The 12063-nt window shown below is 53.3% G+C and carries 9 protein-coding genes; 4 read left to right on the plus strand and 5 right to left on the minus strand.

Annotated features, from left to right (window positions below; all coding sequences use genetic code 11):
• The first annotated feature begins 385 nt into the window (after positions 1-385).
• From KTE_RS38315 to KTE_RS38325, 3 genes are all read left to right on the plus strand, one after another.
• Positions 386-553 carry a hypothetical protein gene (locus tag KTE_RS38315; protein ID WP_201391255.1) on the plus strand — a complete coding sequence of 56 codons (168 nt, stop codon included), beginning with the start codon at positions 386-388 and terminating at the stop codon, positions 551-553.
• Between the two features lie 23 nt (positions 554-576).
• Positions 577-897: a hypothetical protein gene (locus KTE_RS38320; protein ID WP_201391257.1), complete on the plus strand. Its 321-nt coding sequence runs from the start codon at positions 577-579 to the stop codon at positions 895-897.
• A gap of 162 nt (positions 898-1059) precedes the next feature.
• Positions 1060-1974 carry a ferritin family protein gene (locus KTE_RS38325; protein ID WP_201391259.1) on the plus strand — a complete coding sequence of 305 codons (915 nt, stop codon included), beginning with the start codon at positions 1060-1062 and terminating at the stop codon, positions 1972-1974.
• 77 nt (positions 1975-2051) lie between these two features.
• Here the strand turns inward: KTE_RS38325 and KTE_RS38330 are convergent, their stop codons facing one another.
• Positions 2052-4514, minus strand: coding sequence for an HAD-IC family P-type ATPase (locus KTE_RS38330; protein WP_201391261.1), 2463 nt, complete (start codon positions 4512-4514; stop codon positions 2052-2054).
• A 216-nt stretch (positions 4515-4730) separates the two neighbouring features.
• Here KTE_RS38330 and KTE_RS38335 point away from each other — a divergent pair, with 216 nt between their 5' ends.
• Positions 4731-7625 carry a cation-transporting P-type ATPase gene (locus KTE_RS38335; protein WP_201391263.1) on the plus strand — a complete coding sequence of 965 codons (2895 nt, stop codon included), beginning with the start codon at positions 4731-4733 and terminating at the stop codon, positions 7623-7625.
• A gap of 196 nt (positions 7626-7821) precedes the next feature.
• Here the strand turns inward: KTE_RS38335 and KTE_RS38340 are convergent, their stop codons facing one another.
• The 4 genes from KTE_RS38340 to murB form a co-directional block, all read right to left on the minus strand.
• Positions 7822-8859: an aldehyde reductase gene (locus tag KTE_RS38340; protein WP_201391265.1), complete on the minus strand. Its 1038-nt coding sequence runs from the start codon at positions 8857-8859 to the stop codon at positions 7822-7824.
• On the minus strand, positions 8846-9310 hold the full coding sequence (locus KTE_RS38345) for a MerR family transcriptional regulator (protein ID WP_201391267.1): 465 nt from the start codon (positions 9308-9310) through the stop codon (positions 8846-8848). Before KTE_RS38345 ends, KTE_RS38340 begins: the two co-directional genes overlap by 14 nt.
• 513 nt (positions 9311-9823) lie before the next feature.
• Positions 9824-10801 carry a universal stress protein gene (locus KTE_RS38350; protein WP_201391269.1) on the minus strand — a complete coding sequence of 326 codons (978 nt, stop codon included), beginning with the start codon at positions 10799-10801 and terminating at the stop codon, positions 9824-9826.
• A gap of 63 nt (positions 10802-10864) precedes the next feature.
• The gene (gene murB, locus KTE_RS38355; RefSeq protein WP_201391272.1) at positions 10865-11902 is read right to left on the minus strand and encodes a UDP-N-acetylmuramate dehydrogenase; all 1038 of its coding nucleotides are present in this window, start codon (positions 11900-11902) and stop codon (positions 10865-10867) included.
• Between the last annotated feature and the right edge of the window lie 161 nt (positions 11903-12063).

Below are 12063 nucleotides of genomic sequence, written 5' to 3' on the forward strand. Positions count from 1 at the left end.
CGCTGTTCTCCAGCGTGGCAAGAAATGATGCCAACGCAACAACTGTTTGCAAGGCACATATCGTCCAGCCATCACGTTCCAAAGCTTTCCTCTTGCTCTCCTTCGAGAGGACTGGTTGTGAAGGAGCGCAGATGACACTCATTTGCTTCTCCCCCCATAGCCATCCCTTATCATACTATCCCTGGATTCAAATGTGAGCGAATACAACACGCAAGAGCATCAAGGCGTCCAAGAGCCTGCTTGCACCATAGGGCCAACGTCGCCCTTTAAGCGCATCTATTTTCATGTTCCTATTTTTCCATGTGCTTATACTTCGTACGAGAGAAACGTTGAAAAAAGAGATGCGTGTGAGTGGTTGATACTCCACAGAAGGAGGATGACGATCATGAATATGGCCCACGTTCACCTCTGGCTCACCCACGTTCCTATTCTGGGATCCATTTTCTTGACCGTGCTCCTTCTTGTCGCACTCATCTATCGCAATGTCTTTCTGCAAAAAGCGTCTCTCTGGTTTCTCGGGGAATTGCCCTTTTCACCATCCCAACCTTTTTGAGTGGCGAGGCCGCTGAGGAGGTCGTGGAAGATATACCCGGCATTTCGACTGCCATGATCAACGCGCATGAGTCCATTTCTCGATTTGGGCTGGGAGTCATGTGCCTGACCGGGATCATTGCAGTGGTGGGAGCCCTCATCTACCGCAACAAACCAATGCTCCCTCGCACCCTTGTCGTGGCGATGGTTGTGCTCCCCCTTGTAAATGATGCGCTTTTTGCCTCTATCGGCTTCTTGGGAGGGCAGATTCGCCATCAGGAAATCCGCGCATCTTCGATATCAGTCCTGATGAACCATGAGCAGAGAGTGAGAAGCTCTTCTGCACATCAGGTGGTACGAAAGTGATTAACGCCAATACCACAGTGCTTGGCAGCCATCAACAGCAATGGTCGGGAAAGGGGTATCCGTGTCCAATGTACGCATTCAACAGAAGCAAGTGGAATGCTCCCTACTTGCTGACTCTCTTGCTCTCTTCGTCGTGTTTGCAAAGACTGGAGGAGGTTTTCCATGCACATAGTGAAAACGTTCTGTCTGTCAGTAGTCCTGCTCTGCGGAGTGATCCTGCTTACCGCGTCAGGGATGGCAAAGGCAGCCTCGCATACCGTGTCACCCTCCACACGGGCAAACGTGTTGCATGCGATGAATACTGAGACCTTCGCCTATGCTCAGTACCATGCCTTCGCAGATGAAGCCACGCGAACGCATCAACCCAAACTGGCCCACCTCTGGTCCACCACGGGCAACGACGAGTACAAGGATCACTTCACGACCCTGGCGGGTCAGATCAATCTCGTCGGCAACGATACTGCCAATGTCAAGGCATCGATTGCTGCGGAGAACGAGGCCATCTCAACGTATAAGCAATACGCGAAACAGGCCCAGGCACAGGGGTGCACGACGGTAGCCCCACGCTTCAACGAGTTTGCGGAAGACGAAGTCACACATCATCGCCTGTTCACCGGCGCCTTGAACGCGCTCGGGGGACAGGGACAGGTTCCTCAAGCACCAGGCCTCCAGGCTGCGACGATTCATCGAAGCACGGCAGTCTGTGGTGGCCAGACGGAGAAAAACCTGACCGACGCTGAGCACAGCGAAGCTCAGGCCTGGGGTGAGTACACGTTGTTCGCACAGAAGGCCGCACATCCGGGTCTGGGGAAGTTGTATACCGGGATTGCTGCTGTAGAGCTTCAGGACCACTTCGCCAACGCGGCCAATCTTTCTGGGCTTGTTGGGACGAATGCTGCCAACTTGCAGGAGAGCCGCGCTGCGGAAGCGGGTGCCATTCAGATGTATACCAAGTACGCCAAAGCAGCCGAGAGTGCTGGCGATCACACAATAGCGAAAACGTTCCGTCAAATCCGCGGCGATGAGGTAATGCACGGGGCCGCCTTTAAGCAGGCCCAGGCTAACCTGGTGAGCTAGATCTCTTGCAGATCCAGCATGTTTGAAGTTGACACTCCCCCGGATAAATCGCGGGGGAGTGTCAACATATGGGCCAGTTAGAACTGGAAAAAGCGTTCGAAAAAATGAAAATGCCAGATAACCCATATGCATGTAGCCCACAAGAGCGCGGCGCACCCAATCAACAGGTACAAAACAAAATCTAATGTCTGTAGGTTGAAAAGCGCACTCAATGGAGGAAGAGCCAGGATACTGCTCAAACACATGAACAACCCTAGAACCAGCAATGAGGGGCGCCAGTTACCGCACGTTCCCTTCTGTCCCGGCCTGGGACGGTTCGGGGGTTCTACAAAGAGTACCAGTAGGAGTCCGCACAAGACTAAAAACACGGTCATGGCAGTTTGTGCCAGTGGTAAAGCCCCCTCGCGATATGGGTTGGTGGGCGCTGGGTACGTCTGTAAGGCTGGGATAAGCACGGCGAGATACACGCCAATAGCGATCAAACAGGTTATTAGAGAGACGGGCAGGACGAAACGGACTAACGAGCGAATCAAGCTCTCCCCTGACACCCGTCCGGGTCGTGCCCAGTAGGCCAATGCAAGCGTCGGCACTCCCACCGTAAAGAACGTAAGGAGGGAGGTTTGTCGGGGCTGGAAGGGAAAGCCGCCAATAAAGGTAATGGCGATAAGGAGCAGTGCCACAGTCGCAACACGCGCTAAAAAGAGCTTCAAGATATCCTGCATGCCGTTGCGAATCCGTTGACCTTCATGGACGGCTGACGGTAACGAGGCAAATGTATCATAGAGTAAGACCAGGTCCGCGACTCCGCATGTTGCCTGGCTGCCACTTTGCATGGCAATACCCAGGTTGGCCTGTTTGAGCGCGAGGATATCATTCACGCCATCGCCGATCATGGCAACATAGTGGTTGTGACTGCGCAGCACCTGAATTATCCGCTCTTTTTGCTGCGGAGTGATGCGACCGAAGATGCTTGTTTCTTCAACTCGCTGTGCTAACTGGGCGTCCTCCAGCACGTCAAGTTCTGCCCCTGTCAGCATCTTGATCTCGGCATCCAAACCCAGCTGGCGCGTGAGTACCGCGACCGTCTGGGGATGATCACCGGAGATGACTTTGATCTGCACCCCCAGCGCGGTAAATTGCGTCAAGGTTTCGCGTGCCTCGGGGCGTACTATATCTTGCAAGCTAATAGCGCCAAGCGGCGTCAAGTTATGTGGCAAGCAAGCCTCGCCGTCGCCCGTTTGGGGCAGACCCATCGCATCAGTATGGGCAAAGAGGAGCACGCGTCGCCCTTGCTTTCTCTCCATTTCGATGAAGGTTCCCAGTTCGCTCTCAGGAACCAGAAATGGCTGCAACATGTCTGGTGCTCCCAGGACATACACTCCTTGCATAGCTGTATCGAACATGACCAGTGCTCCCCACTTACGCATCGAAGAAAAAGGCATTTCTTGTCGCACATGCAATCCATGGAGCGCATGTTCTCGGCACGCGGCTCCAATGGCTTCGCTGGTCGCATTCTGGCTCGATAGGTGCACAATATAGCTTCCTAGCAGAAGGTGTAGCCTGGCCTCATCAATCTCATAAGGATGCAACGCCACAAGTTCCAGTGTATTGGTCGTCAGCGTCCCCGTCTTATCCGTACAGAGCACATCGACATGACTGAGCGATTCAATCGCGTTGAAGCGTTGTACCAGCGTCCCTTTGCGGGCAATGCGGACGGCTCCCAGGGCGTAGGCCACACTGATGGAAAGAAAGAGGCCATTTGGTACGATGCCAATAATGACCATCGCCATACGTACCGTTTCCACAATAGGGATAACGCTAATGATTGAGGACGCAACGAGAAGCATTTCTAAGGCAATGGCGATCAGGAGTAACACGCGGATAATCAGGGCGATTTCGCGTTGGAGCGGCGTAGGCATGGTGCGATGTGCTCGGGCACGGGCCGTGAGCGTTCCTGCCACGCTCTGTATTCCAACCTGTTCTGCGCGATAGCACGCCTTGCCGGTTACACAAAACGTCCCAGAATAAAGCCGATCTCCCTCGCGCTTGGACATCAGATCTGATTCGCCCGTCAGCAGTGACTCATCGACCTCAATACATCCATCACCCACGAGCGGCCCATCCACCACGATTTGATCACCAGAGCCCACGATCAAGATATCACCGACCACTAATGCCTCAGGCTCTATCGACTGTTCAAGCCCATCACGTAGCACAACTGCTTTGGGGCGAGCCAGCAGCGCGATGCGATCAAGTGTCTGCTTTGCCCGCACTTCTTGAATCAAGCTGATGATCATATTGAATGAGATCACGCCGACAGAGATCAACGCATCGAGGTATTGTCCCAGGAGGACGAGGGCCAGCGCGATGGAGAAGAGGATGGTATTGATTGTGTTTAGCACATTCTCACGCAAAATTCGCAGGTATGAACGACCGGTAGCAGGTGGTATTACACACCCTAACCCCCGTGCGCGCTGCCTCTCCACTTCATATGTGCTCAATCCTTGTATGGAATGGCGCTGGCCCTGAACACTCATCATTAATTTCGATCTTTTTCTAGCATAGATGCATAAGAAATACGCCGCTAGATGCCTTTTGATGCTGACGAGCCACTATAGAGTTCTCTCTTGTAAGTTTACCTTTCCACAATAGCTGATCGAGGGAAGAGGCTACGGTCCTGTTTGTGTAGTATGGTCAAAGTGGAAAGAGAGGTCTTCTTATCAGATCAGAAGAAGCTTCTGTAGGAGAAAAAACAGATGTCCAACCAGATGCCATCTGAACCGAGACCATGTGAGGGCAAAGCTGCTTCGGCACGACCCGCTTCTTTGGATGCGACTTCCTCAACCAAGAAGCCTCAGCAGCCTCAAGTCGAACCCATAGCGGCGCGTTTCACACAACCGGAACATACATCTGTCCCTCTACTGCTTCACGCGCTGCATTCAACTCAACAAGGACTGACCAGTCGAGAGGCGGCCCGCCGCCTGGTTGCCTACGGGCCAAATGAACTCCGTCGACGCGGTGGCCGCACCTGGCCCAAAGATCTTGCCTTGCAATTCATTCATCCCTTGGCACTACTCTTGTGGGCTGCGGCGGCACTTGCTCTCGTTACCCACACAGCTGTACTTGCGATGGCGATCATCGGGGTAATCCTACTCAATGCTATATTTGCTTTCTGGCAAGAACAACAGGCAGAGCGCGCAGTCGAAGTGCTCACTCGCTACCTGCCTCACCGAGCGACGGTCTTAAGAGATGGACGTCGACAAGGCATCTTGGTGCGGGAGTTAGTACCTGGGGATATCCTCCTTATCGAGGAGGGCGACGCCATCAGCGCTGATGCACACCTCCTCGATGGAGCACTGGAGGTGGATATGTCCATGCTCACCGGTGAATCCACGCCAGTCGAACGGCGTGCAGGAGCACCCGAATCGGAAGGGACGATACTCTCTCTGCCGGATCTGGTGTTCTCTGGAACAGTTTGTACTGGCGGCTCGGCGCATGCTCTAGTCTATCGGACAGGGATGACGACTGAGCTTGGTCGCATCGCAGCACTGACTGAACGTGTTGGCCGTGAGGAGAGTCCTTTGGAGCGGCAAGTGCGACGAGTTGCCTGGTTAATTGCCACAGTGGCAACTGTGGTAGGCCTCGCGTTTCTGCCCATCGGCGTCCTGGCTGGCCTCTCATTACGGGATGCGTTTGTATTTGCGGTGGGGTTGTTAGTCGCGAATGTGCCAGAAGGGCTCTTACCAACCATCACGCTCGCGCTGGCAATGGCGGTACGTAGCTTGGCCCAGCGTGGAGCATTGCTTCGCCGTTTGAGCGCAGTTGAAACGCTTGGATGTGCCGATGTGATCTGTACTGACAAGACGGGCACGCTAACCCGTAACCGGATGACAGTAACCGTCCTCCTCGACGCGACTCTTGAACAGGAGCTCCTCACCGTTCACGAAGCAAACCAGAAGAACGCGCTCCTCCAGCCATTACTTGATACAATGGTATCCTGCTCCACTGCTGAAGTTGACGAGCAGCGGGAAATGGGAGATCCAACAGAGATCGCGCTGCTGCACGCGGCTGCTATGCTTGGCGCGGATGTCAATTCGTTGGCTCGGGATACGCACCGCCACACGCTGTTCCGCTTCGACCCAACACGGCGACTGATGAGTACCGTAGATGTAGCGGCAGATGGCAGGCTTATTGGACACATCAAAGGTGCACCGGAATCTGTACTGCCTCGATGCCGCTATATTGCTGAGGCCGAAAATGCATCCACCTGCTTGACTACCGATCGGCGGGCGGAGCTTCTGGTTCGAGCGGATACCTATGCAGCTCGTGGCTTGCGGCTCATCGCTCTAGCCACACGATCATTCCCAACGGGTTCATCACCACAGGACCGGGAGGAGGTTGAATCAGATCTCATATTTCTTGGTATTGCTGGTCTGGCTGATCCCCCACGTTCTGAGGTTCCTGACGCAGTTGCTCGCTGTCACGAGGCAGGGATTCGTATCCACATCATCACTGGAGATCATGCTGCAACAGCCGCTGCAATTGCTTCCGAGGTCCATATAGGTGGGAGATATCCGCAAGTTGTCTCAGCGGAAACCATCGAGCAGATGCCTGAAGAAGAGTTGGACCATCTCCTGCGTCGACCGGGGGAATTTATCTTCGCGCGAAGTGCTCCAGAAACGAAGCTTCGGATTGCCGACGCCCTGCGCAGCGAAGGACATATTGTTGCCATGACGGGAGATGGTGTCAACGACGCGCCAGCACTCCGCCGTGCGGACATTGGTGTGGCAATGGGTCAGTCGGGGACAGATGTTGCTCGCGAGGCGGCAACAATGATTTTAACCGACGATAATTTTGCCACGATCGTCACTGCGATTGAAGATGGGCGACAAGTCTACGACAATGTACGCAAATTTATTCTCTATATCTTTGCGCACGCAATCCCTGAGATTGCTCCATTCCTCCTCTTCGCGCTTGCAGGCGGCCTCATTCCACTGCCTCTTACCGTCCTGCAAATTCTCGCAATCGATCTTGGCACCGAGACCTTTCCCGCATTGGCGTTAGGACGTGAGCCAGCCGAACCTGGACTTATGCAACGTCCACCTAGATCACGTCGTCAGTCGGTCATCACGCAGAATATGCTACTCCGGGCATGGGGGCTACTTGGTATGGTGTCCGCCATACTCGTGATGACGGGATTTTTTCTGGTCTTGGGACGTTCTGGATGGCATCCTGGCGCTCCCACAGGCCCTGGCACCCCCTTGCATGATACCTACTTGACGGCCACGACCATGACCTTTGCCAGCATCGTCGCCTGCCAGGTTGGAGTGGCATTCGCGGCACGAACGGAACGAGCATCTTTATGGCAGGTAGGTATCTTCTCCAATCCGCTCTTGCTCTGGGGGATTGCCTTTGAGCTCACATTTACCGCCGCGATGATCTATCTTCCTCCCCTCCAGGCGGTGTTTGGAACCAGACCGCTTGGGCCAACTGACCTGGCATTTCTCGCTGTGCTGCCAATTCTGATGTGGAGTGTCGATGAGATCTGGAGGGCAGTCAGACGTCGACGAACAGCTATTCCGTCAGCAAGAGTTGGTAAATTAACCGAAGGGTGGACCGATTTTGCACTCAAGGGTGGGAATTTACATTGAAGGGTGAAACTTGACGCTTCGCTGCTTGGAAAAACCGCTCCAAACCTGGAGGAGAAGTCAGAAATGTTGTAAATACATTGCTTACGCGCCTCCCGCGTCTTCCGTCCTTGCCGTCAGGATATGATCTGGTCATCGGCTAGGCATCCGAAACATGAGAACAGGCGAGAACTACACCCCTTTGATACATCAGAGAGATTTATTGAATCACGTTGTGGTCGATGAGGCTTTGGCCGGTGGCCACAATGGTTTCAGCGCTATCATGTGGCTTGAGTCCTAGCACTCGCCTGGCCTTTTCGTTGGATATGAGCTTTCGCTTGCCGACCTGTGGCGCAAGTTGCTTGAAACGGGTATTGAAGAGGCTGCCGACTTTGACAAGCCAGTTTGGCAGACGTTTCGTCGAGACTTTTGTCGCCTTCTCACCTAATCCCTTTTTCAGGGCAACTGCCATATCATAGAAACTCATCATCTTGTCGCTGGTTACGATAAAGCGCTCACCGGCGACGTTCGGGTTGGTCATCGCACGGATATGGGCATCGGCCACATCACGGACGTCGGCTACGCCGAAGCTCAAATCTGGTACTGCCGGCATTTTGCCTTCGAGCATTGTCTGAATAATTTGGAGCGACGATGAAAAGTCTTTCCCAAGCGTCGGACCGAAGATACCGGTTGGATTAATAACCGATAGCTCCAGTTTGCCATGGTCTTTCTTTATGAAATCCCAAGCAGCTCGTTCCGCAATCGTCTTTGACTTGATATATGCTGGCAAGCCTGGCTGGTCTGGATTTGTCCAGTCTTCCTCGGTATATGGTTCGTTGGCTGGTTTCGGGCTATAACCGACGGCTGCAAACGAGGAGGTCATCACCACCCGTTTCACAGCAGCTTTCTCCGCAGCATGAAGCACGCGCAAGGTGCCGTCTCGGGCAGGAAGAATCAGTTCGTTTTCGTCTTCTGGCTGCTGGCCAGGAAATGGCGAGGCCGTATGAAGCACATACGAAACACCTTCCATTGCTTGTTGCCAACCATTATCTTTCATGAGGTCAGCAACTACAAACGATAGCCTGCTGTCATCTGTCGTGCCACCTGCTCGTATCAGTGCTCGCACATCATCTTCACGCTGCGGTGAGCGGACCGTCGTCCGCACGTGATAGCCTGCTTCAAGCAGTTGCACGATCGTATGCGCACCCAAAAAGCCTGAACCACCAGTGACCAGTACTGTTTCCTTAGATATCTCCATTGTCTCTCAACTCCTTTGCCATTTGTTGTAGCATCTTGATCGCGTCCATCTCCTGCGAAGTGTCGCTCTGCTCACGGGCTGACCAGAGCATGACCTTGGCGTCTAAGTAGGCCTGCTGTTTTTGCAGGGCATCTATCTGCTCCTTCACTCGGTCGCTATGACGCTCGAATAATGCTCGTTGGTCACCTGCTGCGTTCTTGCCACGTTTCATATTTTCTAGATATCTCCGCATGTCAGCGATGCCCATACCGGCACCGCGCAAACATGCCAAGACCTCAATGACCTCGGCGGTCATCGGACTATAACGGCGGTGCTTGCTTGAACGGTCGCGTTCAATCGGTGCAATCAGACCAATCTTTTCGTAGTATCGCAAGGTTGATTCTGCCAGCCCGCTCCGGCGCGCGACTTCTTGAATCGTGAGCTTTTCTTCGGTATCAGTCAATGTTTTCATATACCTTTTAGTATCGCAAACTTCAAGCGCTTTAAGTCAAGAGATATTTACCACTTTCTCTGATAATACCCTGGATGTGGAGTGGCTTGCCCAGGCATCGAAGCATGAATTCCCATGCTTCAGATCAAATTCCCACCCTTGAGTGCAAAATCGGTCCACCCTTCAGTTAATTTACCAAGAGTGCAATGACATCGATCTGCATTCACCTTGAACGACAAAAAAAGATATACATGCTACCAGTACACAGAGGCCACTACAACTGCATTCTCTTTTCGAGGAGAAAGGGACACGAGAGGTGGATGCTCTCAAATATTTAGCGCAAGGTTATAGGATTGCAAATGTGCAGCTACTTGCTCTAATAAGTTTGTTTGTCACTGTGAAAGATCTCTTGCTCGCTTGCTCGATTCCCCTCCCTTTCATCATGTCTACTCCATGACAGGTGATCGTTTCCTCTGCTCTCCACTTCTCAGAAAGGAACACAAGCCTCCGCCACAGAGGCGTGAGGTAACTGACTCAATAGATAGAAAGGCTTCTTGAATCAGGACGCTCTTGTTGTGTAGGCGTGTGCAATGGGCGAACCATCAAGAGCGGGAGGGGCGTATGATTCAAGACACGCTCAGCGACGCTTCCCATGAACCAACCCCAAGCCCCCTGCGTTGTCATGGCGATGAGTTGACAGCCATCAGGTTGGGCGACGTGCTCTCGTGCATACGTGATCAGTGCGGCAGCAATATCTGTGTGTTGTACGACTGATGTCGTTACCTGGAGATCATACTCTGATGCTCCCTGCGCCTCTAGCTTCGCGGCCAACGTGGTAAGCGCCTCTTTCTTCTTCGACTGTATGTTCTGCGCGAATATTACCCCTGGGAGCGAAACTGGCACAACGGTCAGAAGATGAAGCGCTGCTTTCCCTGGTGCTGAAAGCGCCAGACTTAGCTGAATCGCAGGGACAAGCGCCTCTTCTGCCTGCGAGGATCCATCAAGTGCGACCAGAATACGTAGACGTTCTTCTGCAGCGGGTTCTCTCTTCATGAGAAGCGGTGGAAGCGGCTCGTTTTCTCGTACAATGAGCGTAGGCGTGCTATTGTGCCGCGCCACCTGATGCGCGACGCTTCCCAGCGTCCACTGTTTGATGCCGGTGAAGCCATGACTATTCATGACAACGATATCGGCATGGAGCTCTTGAACCAGCTTGAGGATATTTTGAGCTGGAGAGCCTTCAACCACTCTGGTGCTGCATGGAAGATCGTGCACGTCCTCTTGCGCGGCAATACGATTGAGATACGCTTTCGCGCTACGGCGGGCTCTTTTGCTGAGCTCGACCAGATCGCGCGTTGCTAACTCCGTTGTCTGACAGACAATGTCGGCGAACTCGATGACACGGACGAGCAGTAACGATCCCTTCGCCCCACGAGCCAGGCGTGTTGCGACGGGAAGCGCATGCTCGGCACATCGTGAACCATCCAGAGGAACAAGAATGGTGCGCAACATCTCTTTTCTCCCGCTTTTCTTATGGACAGCAGCAACGTTTTTGCTGCTTCAGAATACGCTATTTTAACCTGAATGAGACCATTCACCCAGGAGATCGACATTGAGAGTCAAATCAGTTCCACACTGCTTACGCACCTGTTGATGGGCAGCAATGATCAACCGAACCATGTCTTCTGCACGAGCACCTCCAAGGTTCGCGAGATAATTCGCGTTCTGTTCCGTTATCTGGGCTTGCCCATGTACCTGACCTCGTAATCCCACTCGCTCAATCAATTCCCGGGCACTACCTCCCTCGGGATCCTTAAAGATCGGCCCTGTGTGTGGGAGTGGAGGTTCATTCAGGCGGCGCTCGCGCAGAAAGCGATCACGCTGGGTAAGTAATTGTTGGGAATCGCGATAGGAGAGACGTAATCCCAGGAGCAGCACAATCTCAGGCGGTTCGATGAGGCGACGTGGAGGACACACCAGTTTCCCCTCGTGATCGATAAAGGTTGAGCGTTCGACACGGAAACGGCTCTGCCGGTGGCCCAGGTCAAGCTCATCACGGGTATAGCAGCGTATGCTGGCCGGGGCAAACTGATCTTCCGGCTCGCTGTTGCACCCCCGAGCATCTAACACCTCGATCCATTTCAGGATATGCCCCAGATCCCAATTGTGTGCCCCCGCGTTACTGACAATGCCTGCTCCAAGGGTACCAGGAATGCCAACGCCGAATTCCAATCCACTCCATCCCAGAGGAAGTAACTTGTCGAGGATTTGAGCCCAGCGTGCGCCTGCCTCTACAATGAGCAAGGCGGATGTTTCTGTCTGCATCTCAATCTGATAGTGATGGAAATCGATGCGAGCAACGATTCCTCGCACTCCAGCATCGGCAAAGAGGATGTTTCTTCCTTCACCAACCAGCAGAAGCGGCCAACGATGCTCTGCACACATGTTGACGAGATCGATCAATTCCTGTTGCTTCTCCAATGTCACCCATACATCAGCAGGCCCTCCAACACCAAAGGCGCTGTGAGATGCCAATGGCTCATTCAGGTGGATGCGCGCTTGAAAATACGGCTGTAATGCTGCGTAGGCATGTTGGACATCAAAGCTCATCATCGTCTAGCTTCCTTTAATTTCACTTAAATCCTTATCGCGTTCCTACGCCTTCTCTACGCAAAAGATGGTTTCTCCAAAGATACGCTCCAACCTCATACACCTTCAATTTTGCGCCCACTATCCAAGCTCTTTCTCTCAGTTCGTCGCCCATCGTTTCCGAC

It is taken from the genome of Ktedonobacter sp. SOSP1-85, assembly GCF_016587415.1.
In the GTDB taxonomy this organism is placed as follows: domain Bacteria; phylum Chloroflexota; class Ktedonobacteria; order Ktedonobacterales; family Ktedonobacteraceae; genus Ktedonobacter.

Excerpts from the sequence above, each read along its gene's own strand:
- KTE_RS38335 (WP_201391263.1), top strand. The coding sequence starts at position 4,731 with ATGTCCAACCAGATGCCATCTGAACCGAGACCATGTGAGGGCAAAGCT.
- murB (WP_201391272.1), bottom strand. The coding sequence starts at position 11,902 with ATGATGAGCTTTGATGTCCAACATGCCTACGCAGCATTACAGCCGTAT.
- KTE_RS38345 (WP_201391267.1), bottom strand. The coding sequence starts at position 9,310 with ATGAAAACATTGACTGATACCGAAGAAAAGCTCACGATTCAAGAAGTC.
- KTE_RS38315 (WP_201391255.1), top strand. The coding sequence starts at position 386 with ATGAATATGGCCCACGTTCACCTCTGGCTCACCCACGTTCCTATTCTG.
- KTE_RS38330 (WP_201391261.1), bottom strand. The coding sequence starts at position 4,514 with ATGATGAGTGTTCAGGGCCAGCGCCATTCCATACAAGGATTGAGCACA.
- KTE_RS38350 (WP_201391269.1), bottom strand. The coding sequence starts at position 10,801 with ATGTTGCGCACCATTCTTGTTCCTCTGGATGGTTCACGATGTGCCGAG.
- KTE_RS38340 (WP_201391265.1), bottom strand. The coding sequence starts at position 8,859 with ATGGAGATATCTAAGGAAACAGTACTGGTCACTGGTGGTTCAGGCTTT.
- KTE_RS38325 (WP_201391259.1), top strand. The coding sequence starts at position 1,060 with ATGCACATAGTGAAAACGTTCTGTCTGTCAGTAGTCCTGCTCTGCGGA.